General features: G+C 74.1%; 13 protein-coding genes, 1 tRNA gene and 1 pseudogene. 9 read left to right on the top strand and 6 right to left on the bottom strand.

Annotated elements, in window-relative coordinates:
* Positions 1 to 29 precede the first annotated feature (29 nt).
* A pseudogene (locus AB7F12_RS20120) lies at positions 30 to 883 on the top strand (PEP/pyruvate-binding domain-containing protein); the annotation flags it as partial.
* A gap of 201 nt (positions 884 to 1,084) precedes the next feature.
* The gene (locus tag AB7F12_RS20115; RefSeq protein WP_428497387.1) at positions 1,085 to 2,668 is read left to right on the top strand and encodes a PEP-utilizing enzyme; all 1,584 of its coding nucleotides are present in this window, start codon (positions 1,085 to 1,087) and stop codon (positions 2,666 to 2,668) included.
* Positions 2,669 to 2,695: 27 nt separating this feature from the next.
* Here the strand turns inward: AB7F12_RS20115 and AB7F12_RS20110 are convergent, their stop codons facing one another.
* The 3 genes from AB7F12_RS20110 to glmU all read right to left on the bottom strand — a co-directional run bounded on the left by AB7F12_RS20110 (position 2,696) and on the right by glmU (position 5,829).
* A complete protein-coding gene (locus AB7F12_RS20110; protein ID WP_428497352.1) occupies positions 2,696 to 3,121 on the bottom strand; it encodes a hypothetical protein in 426 nt (141 codons plus the stop codon).
* A gap of 174 nt (positions 3,122 to 3,295) precedes the next feature.
* Positions 3,296 to 4,276, bottom strand: a complete 981-nt coding sequence (locus tag AB7F12_RS20105) for a ribose-phosphate diphosphokinase (RefSeq protein WP_428497351.1) — start codon at positions 4,274 to 4,276, stop codon at positions 3,296 to 3,298.
* Positions 4,273 to 5,829 carry a bifunctional UDP-N-acetylglucosamine diphosphorylase/glucosamine-1-phosphate N-acetyltransferase GlmU gene (gene glmU / locus AB7F12_RS20100; RefSeq protein WP_428497350.1) on the bottom strand — a complete coding sequence of 519 codons (1,557 nt, stop codon included), beginning with the start codon at positions 5,827 to 5,829 and terminating at the stop codon, positions 4,273 to 4,275. The genes AB7F12_RS20105 and glmU overlap by 4 nt, the downstream gene beginning before the upstream one ends.
* Before the next feature lie 253 nt (positions 5,830 to 6,082).
* Here glmU and AB7F12_RS20095 point away from each other — a divergent pair, with 253 nt between their 5' ends.
* Positions 6,083 to 6,586 (top strand): L,D-transpeptidase, encoded by a 504-nt coding sequence (locus tag AB7F12_RS20095; protein ID WP_428497349.1) that lies wholly within the window; start codon positions 6,083 to 6,085, stop codon positions 6,584 to 6,586.
* Between the two features lie 290 nt (positions 6,587 to 6,876).
* Here the strand turns inward: AB7F12_RS20095 and AB7F12_RS20090 are convergent.
* A tRNA-Gln gene (locus AB7F12_RS20090) sits at positions 6,877 to 6,947 on the bottom strand.
* 209 nt (positions 6,948 to 7,156) lie between these two features.
* On the opposite strand from AB7F12_RS20090, the gene AB7F12_RS20085 reads away from it, so the two are divergent.
* The 4 genes from AB7F12_RS20085 to AB7F12_RS20070 all read left to right on the top strand — a co-directional run bounded on the left by AB7F12_RS20085 (position 7,157) and on the right by AB7F12_RS20070 (position 12,669).
* Positions 7,157 to 8,143 carry an acyl-CoA desaturase gene (locus AB7F12_RS20085; RefSeq protein WP_428497348.1) on the top strand — a complete coding sequence of 329 codons (987 nt, stop codon included), beginning with the start codon at positions 7,157 to 7,159 and terminating at the stop codon, positions 8,141 to 8,143.
* A gap of 210 nt (positions 8,144 to 8,353) precedes the next feature.
* Positions 8,354 to 9,028 carry a PIG-L deacetylase family protein gene (locus AB7F12_RS20080; RefSeq protein ID WP_428497347.1) on the top strand — a complete coding sequence of 225 codons (675 nt, stop codon included), beginning with the start codon at positions 8,354 to 8,356 and terminating at the stop codon, positions 9,026 to 9,028.
* Between the two features lie 32 nt (positions 9,029 to 9,060).
* Positions 9,061 to 9,330 (top strand): DUF2277 domain-containing protein, encoded by a 270-nt coding sequence (locus tag AB7F12_RS20075; RefSeq protein ID WP_428497346.1) that lies wholly within the window; start codon positions 9,061 to 9,063, stop codon positions 9,328 to 9,330.
* A 21-nt stretch (positions 9,331 to 9,351) separates the two neighbouring features.
* On the top strand, positions 9,352 to 12,669 hold the full coding sequence (locus AB7F12_RS20070; protein WP_428497345.1) for a S41 family peptidase: 3,318 nt from the start codon (positions 9,352 to 9,354) through the stop codon (positions 12,667 to 12,669).
* 55 nt (positions 12,670 to 12,724) lie between these two features.
* Here the strand turns inward: AB7F12_RS20070 and AB7F12_RS20065 are convergent, their stop codons facing one another.
* Positions 12,725 to 13,243: a MarR family winged helix-turn-helix transcriptional regulator gene (locus tag AB7F12_RS20065; RefSeq protein ID WP_428497344.1), complete on the bottom strand. Its 519-nt coding sequence runs from the start codon at positions 13,241 to 13,243 to the stop codon at positions 12,725 to 12,727.
* Positions 13,240 to 15,063: a chloride channel protein gene (locus tag AB7F12_RS20060; RefSeq protein ID WP_428497343.1), complete on the bottom strand. Its 1,824-nt coding sequence runs from the start codon at positions 15,061 to 15,063 to the stop codon at positions 13,240 to 13,242. Before AB7F12_RS20060 ends, AB7F12_RS20065 begins: the two co-directional genes overlap by 4 nt.
* Positions 15,064 to 15,209: 146 nt before the next feature.
* Between AB7F12_RS20060 and AB7F12_RS20055 the strand changes: the two genes are divergently transcribed.
* Together AB7F12_RS20055 and AB7F12_RS20050 are read left to right on the top strand one after the other, a co-directional pair.
* Entirely contained in the window at positions 15,210 to 16,217 is a 1,008-nt protein-coding gene (locus tag AB7F12_RS20055; RefSeq protein ID WP_428497342.1) for an ABC transporter ATP-binding protein, read from the top strand.
* Positions 16,214 to 16,963: a hypothetical protein gene (locus AB7F12_RS20050; protein WP_428497341.1), complete on the top strand. Its 750-nt coding sequence runs from the start codon at positions 16,214 to 16,216 to the stop codon at positions 16,961 to 16,963. The genes AB7F12_RS20055 and AB7F12_RS20050 overlap by 4 nt, the downstream gene beginning before the upstream one ends.
* The last annotated feature ends 59 nt before the right edge of the window (positions 16,964 to 17,022 follow it).

Below are 17,022 nucleotides of genomic sequence, written 5' to 3'. Positions count from 1 at the left end.
GGGTCGGGACGAGGAGCAGACTGCCGCGCATGGGGCACATCCGCGGCTTCTCGCAGATCGGCCGTGGCGACGTCGACGTCGCCGGCGGCAAGGGCGCCAACCTGGGGGAGCTGACCCGCGCGGGCCTGCCCGTCCCGCCGGGCTTCGTGCTCACGACCGACGCCTACCGGGCGTTCGTCGACACGACCGGCATCGGCCCCCGGATCCTGCAGCTCGCGGTGACACCCGATGACGCCGGCGCCGTCCGGGCCCTGTTCACCGCCGATCTCCCCACCGCCATGGCCGAGGAGATCCGCGACGCCTACCGGGCGCTCGGCGGGGGCCCGTGGCCGTCCGGTCGTCGGCGACGGCGGAGGACCTGGCGGGCGCGAGCTTCGCCGGGCAGCAGGACACCTACCTGAACATCCGTGGCGACGACGCGCTGCTCGCCGCCGTCCGCGACTGCTGGGCGTCGCTGTGGACCGGCCGCGCCATGGCCTACCGCGCCCGCCAGGGCATCGCGCCCGCCGACGTGGCCCTCGCCGTCGTCGTGCAGCGCATGGTCGAGGCCGACGCCGCGGGTGTCATGTTCACCGCGAACCCGACCACCGGCCGTCGCGACGAGACCGTCCTCTCCGCGGCGTGGGGGCTGGGCGAGTCGGTGGTGGGCGGGACCGTGAGCACGGACGACGTCGTCGTCACCGACGGGCGCGTGACCTCGCGCGCGACCGCGGACAAGGCCGTGATGACGGTCCCGGGCGCCGACGGCACCGTCGAACGGCCCGTGCCCGACGCCGACCGTGGTCGTGCCGTCCTCTCCGACGGCGACGCCGTCGCCCTCGCCGCGCTGGGTGCCCGGATCGCGGAGCACTTCGGCGTGCCGCAGGACGTCGAATGGGCGCGCGGGCCCCGGGGGTTCGCGATCGTGCAGGCGCGCCCGATCACCGCGCTGCCGGAGCCGGAGACGGCCCCGCCGACGGACTGGTCGGTGCCCGACGACGCCCTCTACGCGCGGGCGAGCATCGTCGAGCAGCTGCCCGACCCGTTGACGCCGCTGTTCGAGGAGCTGATCGGCCCGGCGGTCGCACACTCCCTGGGCGCGCTGATGCGCGAGCTGCTGGGGGAGGGCGCGGTGCGGGACGGCGACGTCACCCTCCCGACGGTCAACGGCTACGCCTACTACCGCTACACCCGGTCGGCGATGGCGCGGATGACGGCACGGACGCCGACCGCGATGCGGCTGCTGCTCGCCCGAGGTGAGGCCGGGGCCCAGGGCCGTTGGCGCACCAGGGCCCACCCCGCCTACGTCGCGGCCGTCGCGGCGTGGACCGGCCGCCCGCTCGAGGGCCTGACGACCCCCGACCTGCTCGACGGCGTGCGCAGGCTCCTGGCGGCCGGGACCACCTACTACACCGCGGTGCAGACGATCATCCCGATCGCGGCGTCGAGCGAGATCCTGCTGACGAGGTTCTACGAGACGTTCGTCCGCCGCGACGGCGACCCGCCCGCCGCGACGCTGCTGCTCGGCTTCGACAGCGCGCCGATCCGCGCGGAACGCTCGCTGTACGGGATCGCCGAGTGGGCGCGCGGCGACGCGCGGCTGGTCGCGGTACTGCTCGGCCCCTGGACGCCGGACGCCCTGCTCGATCCCGCGCACCCGCTGGTCGGCGTCGACGCCGGCACCTGGCGGGAGTGGACCGACCGCTTCCACGCGCACCTCGCCGCGCACGGCCACACCGTCTACAACCTCGACTTCGCCAACGCCGTCCCCGCCGACGACCCCGCCCCGCTCCTCGACGCGCTGCGCTTCTTCCTGCGCGGCGAGGGCGCCGACCCGGTGGAGCGGCAGCGACGGTCGGCGGTGCGTCGCGACGAGCTGGCCGAGACGGTGCGGACGCGACTGGACCCGGTGCGCCGCAAGGTGTTCGACCGGCTGCTGGCGTGGGCGCAGTCGGCGGCGCCGCTGCGCGAGGACGCCCTGGCCGACATCGGCCTCGCCTGGCCGCACCTGCGGGCGCTGCTGCGCGAGATCGGCCGCCGCCTCGTCGGCGCGGGCACCCTCCGCGAGGTCGACGACGTCTACTGGCTGCGGTCCGCCGAGATCCTGGCGGGAGACGGGTCGGTCGACGTCGACGCCCGCAAGGCCCTCTGGCGGGGACGCCGGCGCGCCACCCCGCCCGGCCTGCTCCCGCAGGGCTCGCGCTGGGACCTCGTGGAGCGCTTCATGCCGACCGCCACGACCGACCAGACCGGGCCCGTCATCCGCGGTGTCGGGGCCGGCGCGGGCCGGGTCACCGCGCCAGCCCGGGTGCTGGGCGGGCCCGCCGACTTCGGCCGCATGCAGTCCGGCGACGTCCTCGTCGCGAGCATCACCACGCCCGCCTGGACACCGCTGTTCGCCATGGCCGCGGCCGTGGTCACCGACGTCGGCGGGCCACTGAGCCACAGCTCGATCGTCGCCCGCGAGTACGGCATCCCCGCCGTGCTGGGCACCGCCGTCGCGACGCGCCGGATCACCGACGGCGAGCGGCTGCTCGTCGACGGTGACGCCGGCACGGTGACGTTGCTCGACTCCGACGAAACGCCGCCCGGCGCTCCCGTGGGCCGGCGCCCGTCGCGGCCCGGCCTGCTGATCGGTGGTGCCGCGCTCGCCGCGGTCGTCGTCGCGGTCAGGCGCCGCCGCAGCTGACCCCCGGTGGGTGGTGACAGGCCCCACTCACGAGCGGCGCAGCCGCGCCGCCAGCAGCGTCGCGCCCAGCAGGACGAGCGTGCCCAGGCCCTCGGCGACCAGCGTCGTCGGCACCAGCTCGGCTGAGATCTGCTCGCGCACACCCAGGAACCCACCCGGCAACGTCAGCGACAGCACCAGCGACAGCAACGTCCCCGCCGTGAACACCAGGCTCAGCAGGCTCGTGATCGTCAGCAGCCGGTCCGGGACCGCGACCATCCCCACCGCCAGCACCAGTGCACCGATCGCGTTGATCACGAACAGCGTCCCGACCAGCCCGTCGAACCCGCTGAACAGCACGAGATAGAGGTGGATCCCGCCCATCACCAGCAGCAGGATCGCCGACGCCCACCGCCAGGCGGGCAACGACCGTGTGCCGGCGCCCGTCGTGACGCCCCCGGTCCGCGATGACATGTCGACCTCCCCGCACAGCCGGGCACCGGCTGCTCCGATGCCCCTGACCGTCAGACGGTTGCCGGCGCCGCTCGGTTCACCTCACAGAACCGGACCGTTCGGGCATTGTGCTCAGCCGGGGCCGATCGCGCGACCACCGTCCGGGCCGGATTCCGCTGCCGCCGGGCGGGCGGGTCAGGCGTTGCCGTCGAACAGGCTCGTGACCGAACCGTCGTCGAACACCTGGTGGACGGCCTCGGCCAGCAGCGGCGCGATCGACAGCACCGTCATGCCGGGGAACCGCTTCTCCTCCGGGATCGGCAGCGTGTCGGTGAAGATGACCTCGCTGGCGCCACACGTCGACAACCGCTCGACGGCCGGCCCGGACAACACGCCGTGCGTCGCCGCGATGACGACCTCGCGTGCACCCTCGCGCAGCAGCACCTCCGCCGTCTTCGCGACCGTGCCACCGGTGTCGATCATGTCGTCGATGACCACGCAGGTGAGGCCCTCGACGTCACCGACGACACGGTTGGCGACCGCCTCGTTCGGCTTGCGCGGGTCACGGGTCTTGTGGATGAACGCCAGCGGCGTGCCGCCCAGGGTCTCCGCCCAGCGCTCCGCCAGCCGCACCCGGCCCGAGTCGGGGGAGACGACGGCGAGGTCGCGGCCCGAGTACTTCTGCTTGATGTGGTCGGCGAGCACCGGCAGCGCGAACAGGTGGTCGACCGGGCCGTCGAAGAAGCCCTGGATCTGCGCGGTGTGCAGGTCGACCGTCATGATCCGGTCGGCACCGGCGACGAGGAACATGTCGGCGATCAGCCGGGCCGAGATCGGCTCACGGCCGCGGTGCTTCTTGTCCTGACGGGCGTAACCCCAGAACGGCATGACCACGGTGATCCGCTTCGCCGACGCGCGCTTGAGCGCGTCGACCATGATCAGCTGCTCCATCACCGCGTCGTTGATCGGCGCCGAGTGCGACTGCAGGACGAACGCGTCGCACCCGCGGACCGACTCCTCGAACCGGACGAAGATCTCGCCGTTCGCGAAGGTGTAGGCCGACTGCGGCGTGATCGTGACGTCGAGCTCCTTGGCCACCTGTTCGGCCAGCTCGGGGTGTGCCCGTCCGGAGAAGAGCATCAGGTTCTTCTTCGGGGTCGCGAAGATCGCGCTCACCGTCGTGTGCCTCCTCGGCCGGGTCGGCCGGCGTCGTCCGTGGCGGGCGCGGCGGTGGCCGCTCCGTCGAGCTGGGTCGCGGCCGCCTCGGCACGCTCCGCGGCCTCGGCCGCCGGCGTTCCCGGGCGTTTGCGCCGGACCCACCCGTCGATGGTGCGCTGTGACCCGGCCGACACCGCGAGCGCCCCCGGCGGGACGTCGTCGCGCAGGACCGTGCCCGCGCCCGTGTACGCACCGTCCCCGACCTGCACCGGGGCGATGAACATCGTGTCGGAACCGGTGCGGACGTGCGACCCCACGACGGTCCGCCGCTTCGTCACGCCGTCGTAGTTCACGAACACCGACGAGGCGCCGATGTTGCTCATCTCACCGATCGTTGCGTCGCCGACGTAGGTCAGGTGCGGCACCTTGCTGCCCGCCCCGATGTCGGCGTTCTTCACCTCGACGAACGTGCCGATCTTGCCGCGCTCACCCAGGTTCGCGCCGGGGCGCAGGAACGCGAACGGCCCCACCGACGCGCCCGCGCCGATCACCGCCCCGCTCCCGTGGGTGCGCACCACGCTCGCGCCCGCGCCGATCTCGACGTCGGTCAGCGTCGTGTCCGGCCCGACCTGCGCGCCGCCCGCCACCGACGTCGTCCCGTGCAGCTGTGTGCCCGGGTGGACCGTCACGTCGGCCTCGAGACGGACCTGGACGTCGATCCACGTCGTCGCCGGGTCGACCACCGTCACGCCGTCGAGCATCCAGCGGTGCACCACGCGGCGGTTCAGCTCCGCCCGGGCCTCGGCCAGCTGCGCGCGGTCGTTGACGCCGCGGGCCTGCCACACGTCGTCCGACACCAGCGCCGACACCCCCGCGCCGTCGGCCGCCGCGATCGCCAGCAGGTCGGTCAGGTACAGCTCGCCCTGGGCGTTGTCCGTGGTCAGGCGGCCGATCGCCGCCGTCAGGAACGCCGCGTCGAACGCGTACACACCCGAGTTGACCTCGGTGATCGCCTGCTGCGCCGGCGTCGCGTCGCGCTGCTCGACGATCCCGGTCACCGCGCCCGAGGCGTCGCGCACGATGCGCCCGTACTCGGTCGGGTCGGCCAGCACCGTGGTGAGGACGGTGACCGCCGCACCGCTGCGCACCTGCTCGGAGTGCAGTGCCGACAGCGTCGCCGTGTCGAGCAGGGGGACGTCGCCGTAGGTGACCAGCACCGTGCCCACGGGCTCGCCCGGCAGGCCCGCGAGGCCCGACCGCACCGCGTCGCCCGTGCCGTTCTGCTGCTCCTGCACCGCCGCGGCCACCGGGCGGGCCAGCTCCCCGGCCATCACGGCGACCGCCTCGGCGACCCGCTCCCGCGCATGCCCGACGACCACCACCAGGTGTTCGGGCTCCAACGCGGCGACCGCGTGCACCGCATGACCCAGCAGGCTCCGGCCACCGATCTCGTGCAGGACCTTCGGCGTCGCCGACCGCATCCTGGTGCCCTCGCCCGCGGCGAGCACGACGGCCGCGGTGGGCCGTGGCGGCGATGGGGGCGGGGCGTCCCCGGCGGGACGATCGGGCATGAGCCGTACTCCTCGGTCGTCGCTCTCGGCTGTCGCGCGGCCAGGCCGTTCGTGCAGGACCGGCGCCCGGACGGCCGAATCCTACGGGGTGGCGGCCACCGCCCCCGGCGCGCACCGACTCGTCGCAAGGCTCCCCGGCCGTCCCCGGCGACCGGTTCGTAACCCTCGTCGCGCACCGTCGTTGGACCACCCGGTCGGGTGAGACGGTCCGCGGGCCCCGTCGGCCCGCGAACGGCGAGGCAGGAGTACGGGCGTGGGTAGGCACAGAGCGTCGTCGACCGCAGGGACCCTCGGCAGGAAGGCGCGAGCCGTCGCGGCCGCCGGTCTCACCGGCCTGAGCGCCCTCGGTGGGGCCGGCGTCGCCCACGCCGAACCGCTGCGCCCCGTCGAGGCCCCCCTCGTCGACGGCACCCCCTGCACCATCGCGGCCGCCGCCTGCGTGTCCGTCGACGGCAAGCAGGCCTGGCTGATCGACGACGGGGTCGTCGTCCACGGACCGGTCCCCGTCAGCTCCGGTGGACCCGGCATGGAGACCCCGCGCGGCGCCTTCGGTGTCGAGTGGAAGAACCGCCACCACCGCAGCGCCGAGTTCAACAACGCGCCCATGCCGTACGCGGTCTTCTTCGCTCCCGGCGGCATCGCGTTCCACGAGGGCAACACCGAGACGACCTCCGCCGGCTGCGTGCGGCTGCCGCGCGCCGAGGCCGCACACTTCTACGAGTACCTGCAGGTCGGCGACCGGGTCGAGATCGTCTGACGGCCGGCGGCCGCGGTGGCGAGTCGGGCGGGGGCGCGCCGGGCGGGGACGTGTCGGGCAGGGGCGTGCCGGGCAGGGGCGTGCCGGGCAGGGGTGCCCGGCGACGTCGGCGCCGCGAGCGGCCCGCCGGGGGGCAGGCGCCTGCTGCTGGGCCGGGCACCTCGGGTGATCACCGTCGTTTCCGGGTACTGGGCACCACATGAGGTGCTGGTGGACCAGAGACGATGATCGTGGCCGGGAGTACCGGCGTGCCGCCGTCGCCACGGGTGGGCGGGCGCGTCGGGGTGCTGCTCCGCCGCCAGGATTCGAACCTGAACCATCGGAACCAAAATCCGAGGTGCTGCCATTACACCACGGCGGACAGGCCCCCATCCTGGCACGACGCCCGGAGCGGCCACGCACGGGCGGACACGGCCCGCACGGGGGGTCCCGGGGTGGTGGCGGCGTCGTCATCGGTTCGTGTCTGGTTCACGGACTTCGTTCCGGTTCGACGTCCGGGGGCCGCAACGCGTTCGTTACTCTCGGACGGCAACGGTCGTCGCCGACCGATCCCGAACCGAGAGGTGACGCATGACCGCAGAGGCCGCCGACGCGCCCGCGACGGACGCTCCCCCCAGCACTCCGGAGGCCGCGGCGACACCGCGGCCGGGTGTCGCGAAACCGATCATCGGCGAGACCCGCAGCGGCTGGCAGCAGATGCTGGTGTGGCTGTTCGTCGTGGGACCCATGCTGGCGCTGCTGGCCACGGTCCCCGTCGTGTGGGGCTGGGGTCTGGGCTGGCACGACGTGGTGATCGGCGCGGTGTTCTACACCGTCGGGATCCTGGGTGTGACGGTCGGCTACCACCGGCACTTCACGCACAGCTCGTTCAAGGCCAAGAAGTGGCTGCGGGTGGTGCTGGCGATCGGTGGCGGCCTGGCCGTACAGGGGTCGGTGTTCGCGTGGGTGGCCGATCACCGGCGTCATCACGCGTTCTCCGACAAGGAGGGCGACCCGCACTCGCCGTGGCGGTTCGGGACGTCGCTCGCGGCCGTGGCGCGTGGCTTCTTCTGGGCGCACACGGGATGGCTGTTCGACCGGAAGAAGACGAACTACCAGCGTTTCATCCCGGACCTGCTGGCCGACCGGGCGATCCGCACCGTCAGCAAGCTGTTCGGGGTGTGGGTGCTGGTCAGCCTGGGGCTGCCGGCGCTGATCGGTGGCCTGGTCACGTGGTCGTGGGCGGGAGCACTGACGGGCTTCTTCTGGGGCGGCCTGGTCCGGATGGCGGTGTCGCACCACGTGACGTGGTCGATCAACTCGATCTGCCACATGTTCGGGGAGCGGCCGTTCCGGTCGCGGGACAGGTCGCGGAACTTCTGGCCGTTGGCGATCCTGTCGATGGGCGAGTCGTGGCACAACCTGCACCACGCCGACCCGACGTGTGCGCGGCACGGCGTGCTGCGGGGCCAGATCGACATCTCGGCGCGGGTGATCTGGTTCTTCGAGAAGCTGGGCTGGGCCTCCGACGTGCGGTGGCCGACACCGCGCCGGCTGGAGAAGCTCAAGACGGGCTGACCGTCACGCGTCCGGGCGAGATGGCTCACCCGGATGCGACGCGCCGTGGTCACGCCCGGTGTGCGGGTGTCGCGGGGCGGTCCGTGGAAGACTGATCGAGCGCTGGTCCTCCCGTCCCGTTCGTTCGAGGTGGCCCGAGGTGTGCGCGCCGTCCCCGCGCCCCCGGGTCGGCGTGCGTCACCCCGCCGGTCACCGGAGAGGTGGCCCCTGATGCTGAGCCTGCTCCCGGAGCGTCTGGACCGGATGTTGTTGCTCGGCGTCCACTGCAACGAGATCGCGATCGGGGCAGGCGGGGCGCTGCTGGAGCTGTGCCGGGCGCACCCGGGTGTGCAGGTGAGCGCCCTGGTCCTGACCGGCGGCGGGTCGCTGCGCGAGGAGGAGGAGCGCGCGGCGTTGGCCGCCTTCTGCCCCGGCGCGAAGCTCGAGGTCACGGTGCTGGACCTGCCCGACGGCCGGTTGACGACGCGCTGGGAGCGGGCGAAGCAGGCCGTCGAGGACATGGGCGCCCACGGTGACCCGGATCTGATCTTCGCCCCGTCGCCGGTGGACACCGACCCCGACCTGCGGACGCTCGCCGACATGGTGCCGACGGTGTTCCGCGACCACCTGACGTTCTGCTACGAGATCGTGAAGTGGGAGAACGACCTGACGGTGCCGTCGGTGTACCTGCCGCTGGCGGAGCCGGTGCTGCGGGAGAAGGTCGCGAAGCTGCACGAGCACTACGGGTCGCAGCGCGACCGGGCGTGGTTCGACGGCGAGACGTTCGGCGGGCTGGCCCGGATCCGGGGTGTGCAGTGCCGGGCGCGGTACGCGGAGGCGTTCCACGTGCCGCGGATCGTGCTGGCGGTGGCGCCGTTGACCGGGGGCGACCCGGTCCTGCAGTGACCCGGGGACGGAGACGGGGGAGTATCGGACGCATGTGCCGCAACATCCGGACCCTGCACAACTTCGAGCCGCCCGCGACCGACGACGAGGTCCACGGCGCCGCGCTGCAGTACGTGCGCAAGATCAGCGGTGCGGCGAAGCCGTCGAAGGCCAACGAGGAGGCGTTCGGGGAGGCCGTCGCGGCCGTCGAGCACGCCACCCGGCACCTGCTCGAGGCCCTGGTGACGACCGCGCCGCCGCGCGACCGCGAGGTGGAGGCGACCAAGGCCCGCGCCCGCGCGGCCGCCCGCTACGGCAGCTGATGCGCTGACTACCGTCTGCGTGTGCCCCGCAGCTACCTCCGGTTTCCCCATCTGCACGGTGACACGCTGGTCTTCACGGCCGAGGACGACGTGTGGACGGCTCCGCTCGCCGGGGGCCGGGCGTACCGGCTGACGGCCGACGACGTTCCGGTGTCGCGGCCACGGCTGTCGCCGGACGGTCGGCGGGTGGCGTGGACGTCGGTGCGCGAGGGCGCGCCCGAGGTGTTCGTGTCCGACCTCGACGGTGGCGGCGCGCGCCGGCTGACGTTCATGGGTGGGGCGCGGACGGTCGGCTGGCAGGGTGCGGACGTCGTGGCGGTGAGCGCGTCGGGGCAGCCGTCGGCGCGCCGGACGTGGGCGTACGCGATCCCCGCGACGGGTGGCGCGCCCCGCAGGCTGGACTTCGGGCCCGTGTCGGACGTCGCGACGTCGGCCGACGGTCCGGCGGTGCTGCTGGGGACGACGATGTCGCGCGAGATGGCCTGGTGGAAGCGCTACCGCGGCGGCACGGCGGGGAAGCTGTGGTGGGACCCGGAGGGTGCGGGGGAGTTCCGCAGGCTGGCCGCGGAGCTGGCCGGGCAGCTGGACTCGCCGATGCTGGTGGGCGACCGGATCGCGTTCCTGTCCGACCACGAGGGCTGGGCCAACGTGTACTCGTTGCCGCGCGACGGTGACGTCGGCGGGTTGCGCCGGCACAGCGACCACGGCGCGCAGGGGTCGCCCGCGTTCTACGCCCGGCACGCGGCGACGGACGGGACGCGGGTCGTGTACGAGTCGGCGGGTGAGCTGTTCCTGCTCGACGGCCTGGCGCCGGACTCGCAGCCGCGCCGCATCGACGTGGTGCTCGCGGGGCCGCGGACCGCGCGGGAGCCGTTCCGGGTGCACGCGGCGGGCTGGCTCGACCGGGCCGCCCCGGACCGGACGGGCCGGGCGAGCATCGCGCAGGTCCGCGGCACGGTGCACCGGCTCACCCATCGTGACGGCCCGGCGCGGACGTTGCTGGCGGAGCCGGGGGTGCGGGCGCGGCTCGCGCAGCCGCTGGGCGACGACCGCGCGATCTGGATCGACGACGCCGACGGTGAGGACGCCGTCGTCGTGGCGCCGCTGGACCCGCGGGCCGACGGCGCCGCGGCGCTCGTCCGCCACGGGGCGGGCGAGGTCGGGCGGGTCCTCGAGCTGGCCGCCGCCCCCGACGCGTCGACGGTCGCGCTGGCCACCCACGACGGCCGGCTGCTGGTGATGGACACGGCGACGGGTGCGCTGCGGGAGCTGACCCGGGGGGCGGACGGCGAGGTGTCGGGGGTGGCGTACTCGCCCGACAGCGCGTGGCTGACGTTCGCCGACCCGGTCGAGTCCGGCCTGTCGCGGATCATGATCGCCCGGCTGGCGGACGACACGCTGGTCGAGGTGACGCCGCCGCGGTTCGTCGACCGGCACCCGGTGTTCACCACCGACGGCAAGTACCTGGCGTTCCTGTCGCTGCGCACGTTCGACCCGATCTACGACGAGCACTCCTTCGACCTGACGTTCCCGGCGTCGTGGCGGCCGTTCCTGGTGCCGCTGGCGGCGCGGACGCCGTCGCCGTTCGGGGCGTCACCGGACGGCCGCCCCACGACGAGCGCGGACGAGGGCCCGGAGGACCTGCCTGCGACGGACACCGAAGGCACCGCGGACGCCGAGCCGCCCGCGGACGACGCGACCGGGAAGGACGACGAGGAGGGGGCCGGGGAGGACGCCGTCGTCGTCGACGTCGAGGGTCTGGCCGCCCGCGTGGTGCCGATCCCGGTCGCCGAGGGGCGGCTCGGCGGTCTGGGTGCGGCCAAGGACTGCCTGCTGTGGTTCCGGCGGCCGATCTCGGGGGTGCTGGGCGAGGGCCGGGAGCTGACCGGCGACCGTGGGCCGCGTCCGGTGCTGGAACGCTACGACCTGGTGCGTCGGCGGCTCGACGTCATCGCCGACCCCGCCACGTCCTACGAGGTGAGCGGCGACGGCAACCGGCTGGTGGTGCGCGACGGGTCGACGGTGCGGGTGCTGCGGTCGGACCGGTCGGGGTCGTCGGCACCGTCGGAGAACGACGCCGACGAGTTCGACATCGACCTGTCCCGGATCACGGTGACGGTCGACCCCGCCGCGGAGTGGCGGCAGATGTTCGACGAGGCCGGTCGGCTGATGCGCGACCACTTCTGGGTCGAGGACATGGCCGACGTCGACTGGGCCGCCGAGCTGGCCCGCTACCGGCCGCTGGTCGACGCCGTCGGCAGCAAGGACGACCTGGTCGACCTGCTGTGGGAGCTGCAGGGCGAGCTGGGCTCGTCGCACGCGTACGTGATCGGGGGTGGCGGCGGGGGCGACTGGACGGGTCGTCCGGGTCTGCTGGGTGCCGATCTCGAACACAGCGACGACGGCTGGCGGGTGGCGCGGGTGCTGCCGCCGGAGACGTCCGCGACCCGGGCGCGTAGCCCGCTGGCCGACCCGGGTGTCGACGTCCGCGAGGGCGACGTGCTGCTGGAGGTCGCGGGCCGGCCCGTCGACCCGGAGCTGGGGCCGGCGCCGCTGCTGGTCGGGACGGCCGACCAGCTCGTCGAGCTCACGGTGCGCACGGGCGACGGGGAGGTGCGCCGGGTCGTCGTCCGGCCGTTGGAGGACGACCTGCCGCTGCGCTACCAGGACTGGGTGGCCACGAAGCGTGCCTTCGTGGCCGAGGCGTCGGGCGGGCGGCTGGGCTACCTGCACGTCCCGGACATGGTGGCCAGCGGCTGGGCGCAGCTGCACCGCGACCTGGGCCGGGAGACCAGCCGCGACGGGCTGGTCGTCGACGTGCGGGGCAACTCGGGCGGGCACACGTCGCAGCTGGTGATCGAGAAGCTCGCCCGCAAGGTGATCGGCTGGGACGTGGTGCGTCACCGCCAGCCCCAGACCTACCCGGGTGACGCGCCGCGCGGCCCGCTGGTGGCGCTGGCCGACGAGCACTCCGGCTCCGACGGCGACATCGTCACGGCGGCGTTCAAGCGGCTGGGGCTGGGCCCGGTCGTCGGCACCCGGACGTGGGGCGGGGTGATCGGCATCGACAGCCGCTACGGCCTCGTCGACCGCACCCGGGTGACGCAGCCGCGGTACTCGTTCTGGTTCGACGACGTGGCGTGGGACGTGGAGAACCACGGGGTCGAGCCGGACGTGGAGGTCGTGATCACGCCGCAGGACTGGGCCGCGGGCCGGGACCCGCAGCTGGAGGAGGCGGTGCGGCTGGCGGTGGCGGCGCTGGAGCGCACCCCGGCTGTCCGCCCACCGGATCCGGCGACGCGCCCGTCACGCCGCCGTCCGGACCTGCCGCCGCGCTGAGCTGCGGCCGTGCCGGGCCGCGGAAGCGCGGGGCCGCCGCCCGCGCGGGCCGGTGTCACGACCGGGGTGTGGACGGGTCGGCGTCGTCGCCGGTCGTCCACCCCATCGACCAGACGGCACGGAGGAACCCGTCGTCGGCCGCGTCGGCGAGAGCGGTCAGGGCGGGGACGAGCGCGGCCCGGTCGGCCGGCGCCATCCGCGACAGCAACCGGTCGATCGTGGCGCGGCGGGTGCTCATGACCTCGTCGACGAGCGCCTCGCCCTTCGGCGTGACGCGCAGGACGAGCTGGCGGCGGTCGGCGGGGTCGTCGGTGCGGTCGAGCAGCCCGGCGACGACGAGCCGGTCGCAGGCACGGCTGGCGTTGGAGGGGTGCACGCCGAGCCCGTCGGCGACCGCGGCCAGGCGCAGCGGACCGCGGCTGGTGACCATCACCAGCACCCGCAGCTGCGGCAGCGTCAGCCGGTCCTCGACGACCGCGAACGACTGCGCGGAGACCCCGACGAGGACCCGGGCGGCCCGCATGACGGACTCGATCTCTGCCTCGGTCGGGTCGACCGGCTGTGCGTTGCTCACGAGGGCATCGTCGCGCGCCGCCCGAGCAGGCGCATCGGCCGCTCCCGGTGGTGCTCCTCGGTGAGGTCGCGTAGCCGACCGTCGAGGAGCTGTTCCACGGTGACGAGCCCGGCCAGCCGGTCCGGGTCGTCGCGGTCGAGGACCGGGGCGGCGCCGACGGCGGCCTCCGCGAACCGGGACGCGACCGCGCGCAGGGTGTCGTCGGCGCGGACGACGAGCGGGTCGTCGACGAGGACGTCGACGACGCAGCGGGCGCCGTCGGGCGGGTCGGTGAGGGCGCGCCGGGGCACGACCCCGGCGAACGCGCCGTGGTCGTCGACGACGGGGAACAGCCGCTGCCGGGGCGGGTCGTCGCAGGGGCGGCCGCGGCGGGGGACACCGGCGGCGAGGGTGGCCGCGGGGACGGGCAGCGGGTCGGTGGTCCGCAGTGTCGCCGGGTCGGCGTGCATGACCTCGTCGACCATGAGGACCTCCAGGGGGTCGATCTCGTACTCGCGCGTGAGGTGGTACCCGCGCCTGGCGATCTTCTCGGTGAGCACGGACCGGCGCAGCACGAGGGCCGAGGTGCCGTACGCGGCGGCGGCGGCGATCATCAGCGGGAACATCGCGGCCCACGCGTGGGTCAGTTCGAGGGTGAACACGACGCCCGTGATCGGTGAGCGCATCACGCCGCCGACCACGGCGGCCAGCCCGACGATGGCCCAGAACCCGGGGGCGGTCTGGGGGAACACCACGCCCTCCAGGGCGCCGAGCGCGGCGCCGATCATGAAGACGGGGGCGAGGACGCCGCCGGAGGTCCCCGATCCGAGGGACAGGCCCCAGATCAGGCTCTTCACCACGAGGATGCCGACGATCAGCGACATCGTCGCGTGCCCGGTGAGCAGCTCGTCGATCACGTCGTAGCCGACGCCGAGGGCCCTCGGCTCGACGAGCCCGCCCAGGCCGATGATCAGGCCGCCGATCGCGGGCCACCACATCCAGTGCAGCGGGAGCCGGGCGAAGGTGTCCTCGGAGAGGTAGACGAGCCCGGTGACGGCGACGGCGAGCAGCCCGCCGACGACACCGGCCACGACGCACAGCGCGTCGACGGGGGCGGACGGTGCGAAGGTGCCGAGGTCGACGGGGAACAGCGGGGTCGCGCCGAGCAGCGGGACCCGCACGACGGTGGCGACGGAGACGGCCGCGACGACGGGCAGGAAGCTGCGCGGGCGCCACTCGAACAGCAGCAGCTCGACGGCCAGCAGGACCGACGCGAAGGGCGCGTCGAACGTCGCGGCCATCCCGGCGGCGGCGCCGGCGACCATGAGTGCCTTGCGTTCGTCGGCCGACAGGTGCAGGTGCTGGGCGAGGATGGAGCCGATCGCGCCGCCCGTCATGATGATCGGTCCTTCGGCGCCGAACGGGCCACCGCTGCCGATGCTCACGGCGGCCGACACGGGCTTGAGGACGGCGACCCGCGGCTCGACGGTGCTGCGCCGCATCAGGATCGCCTCGATGGCTTCGGGCATGCCGTGCCCGCGGATCTTCTCGGAGCCGTAGCGGGCCATCAGCCCGATGACGAGCCCGCCCGCGACGGGTGCGAGCAGGACCAGCCACGCGGGGTGCGGTGCGGCGCCGGGCGCGACGAGTGCGGTGTCGGCGCGGCCGTAGAAGACGAGGTTGGTGATCAGACCGATCAGCCGCAGCAGCGCCCAGGCGGCGACGGCGCCCAGCGCTCCGATGGGCAGCGCCCAGGCGATCGTGACGAGGACCCGCGGGGTGAGCGTGAAGTCGCCGAGGTGGCGGGCGCGGCCGCGGACGGGCGGGGAGGGGCGTGACACGCCCGAGATGATGCCTGTCACGCAACGATTGCGCATCCACACAGATCGGGTGGTTCAGGGTCGCCCCTGACCGTTCCCAGGGATGACCCGGTGCCACGACCGGCGCAATCGCGGTGGAATGGACGGGACGGAGCAGGAGGACGCCCATGATCGAGGTGAGAGGTCTCACCAAGCGCTACCGCTCGACGCTCGCGGTCGACGACCTGACGTTCGAGGTACGGCCGGGCGTCGTCACCGGGTTCCTCGGGCCCAACGGCGCGGGGAAGTCGACGACGATGCGGATGATCCTCGACCTGGACCGCCCCGACGCGGGGGAGGTGCGCATCGGCGGCCGCCGCTACCGCGACATCCCCCGCCCGATGCGGACGGTCGGCGCGCTGCTCGACGCGAAGTGGGTGCACCCCAACCGCTCGGCCCGCAGACACCTGCAGTGGATGGCCGCCGCGACCGGGCTGCCCGCCACACGTGCCGACGAGGTGCTGGACCTCGTCGGCCTCACCGCGGTCGCGGGCAAGCGCGCGGGCACCTTCTCCCTCGGCATGGCGCAGCGGCTCGGCATCGCCGGCGCGCTGCTCGGCGACCCGCCGGTGCTGATGTTCGACGAGCCCGTCAACGGCCTCGACCCCGAGGGCATCCGCTGGATCCGCACGCTCATGCAGGGGCTGGCCGCCGAGGGCCGGACGGTGTTCGTGTCCAGCCATCTGCTGTCGGAGATGGCGCTGACGGCCACGGAGCTGGTCGTGATCGGGCGCGGCCGGCTGATCTCCCACGGCCCGACGGCGGCGTTCGTCGACGGCGCATCGGGATCGTCGGTGCTGGTGCGCAGCCCCGCGATCGGCGACCTCGTCCCCGCGATGCAGGGTGCCGGCTTCGGCGTGACACCCGACCCGACGGGCGGGGCCCGCGTCACCGGCGCGACGACGGAGCAGATCGGCGAGTTGGCCGCAGCCGCCGGGATCGTGCTGCACGAGCTCACCCAGGTACGTGGCTCGCTGGAGGAAGCGTTCATGCAGATCACCGGTGGCGACGTCGAGTTCTCCGCGGGCGGGCCGCCGCCACGGCCTCCGGTCCCGGGCGCACCGGTCCCGGGCGCACCGGCGCCGGCCGCGCCGGCGCCGGGTGCGGGCAAGCACCGTTCGGAGGTGCAGTCGTGAGCGCCGTCGCCGCCGAGCGGATCAAGCTGATGTCGACACGCTCGCCGTGGTGGACGAGCGCCGTCGCGGTGGTGATCGTCATCGGGATGACGGCGATCGTCGTCGCCACCTGGAGCCCCGACGACGGCCCGGTGCCGTTCGCCGTCAGCGGCTACTTCGCGACGTTCGGGATGGTCGTCGTCATGGTGATGGCGGCGGTCGCGGTGACCTCGGAGTACCGCTTCGGGACGATCCGCACCACGTTCCAGGCCGTCCCGAACCGGACGTCGGCGCTGCTGGCCAAGGCCGCGGTCGTGGTGCCGGTCGCCGGGATCGTCGGGCTGGTCGCCGGGTTCGGCGCCTGGGCGGTGGCCTGGCTGATCTCACCGGCGTCCATGAGCCTGTCGACCGATGCCGAGTGGCGGGTCGTCGCGGGCACCGCGCTGGTGTGGGCGGTGGGCGCGGTGATCGCGCTGGCCGTCGGCATCCTCGTCCGCCAGACCGCGGGCGCGGTGACACTGCTGCTGGTCTGGGTGCTGCTGGTCGAGAACCTGATCGGGCTGATCCCGCGGGTCGGCACCGACATCCAGGGGTGGCTGCCGTTCGTGAACGCCACGAACTTCCTCACCGGCGGGAACGGCGGCGACGGGCCGCCGTCGATGTCGGCCGTGGCCTTCGGGCCGTGGGGCTCCCTGGCGTGGTTCGCGGGCATCGCCGTCGTGCTGATGGGGATCGCGCTGGCCGTGGCGAACCGCCGCGACGCCTAGCGGTCGCTCTCAGGGCGCGCGGGAGCGGCGCGTACGCTTGACGACAGGCCCCGACCCGG

It is taken from the genome of Pseudonocardia sp. (assembly GCF_050250275.1).
In the GTDB taxonomy this organism is placed as follows: domain Bacteria; phylum Actinomycetota; class Actinomycetes; order Mycobacteriales; family Pseudonocardiaceae; genus Pseudonocardia.
The sequence above is the reverse complement of the archived record's forward strand: the minus strand, read 5'-3'. Positions and strand labels throughout refer to the sequence as shown.

What these genes read in the sequence shown, in the direction of transcription:
- AB7F12_RS20115 (WP_428497387.1), top strand. Translation starts at nt 1,085, where the DNA reads ATGCGCGAGCTGCTGGGGGAGGGCGCGGTGCGGGACGGCGACGTCACC.
- AB7F12_RS20110 (WP_428497352.1), bottom strand. Translation starts at nt 3,121, where the DNA reads ATGTCATCGCGGACCGGGGGCGTCACGACGGGCGCCGGCACACGGTCG.
- glmU (WP_428497350.1), bottom strand. Translation starts at nt 5,829, where the DNA reads ATGCCCGATCGTCCCGCCGGGGACGCCCCGCCCCCATCGCCGCCACGG.
- AB7F12_RS20085 (WP_428497348.1), top strand. Translation starts at nt 7,157, where the DNA reads ATGACCGCAGAGGCCGCCGACGCGCCCGCGACGGACGCTCCCCCCAGC.
- AB7F12_RS20080 (WP_428497347.1), top strand. Translation starts at nt 8,354, where the DNA reads ATGCTGAGCCTGCTCCCGGAGCGTCTGGACCGGATGTTGTTGCTCGGC.
- AB7F12_RS20075 (WP_428497346.1), top strand. Translation starts at nt 9,061, where the DNA reads ATGTGCCGCAACATCCGGACCCTGCACAACTTCGAGCCGCCCGCGACC.
- AB7F12_RS20055 (WP_428497342.1), top strand. Translation starts at nt 15,210, where the DNA reads ATGATCGAGGTGAGAGGTCTCACCAAGCGCTACCGCTCGACGCTCGCG.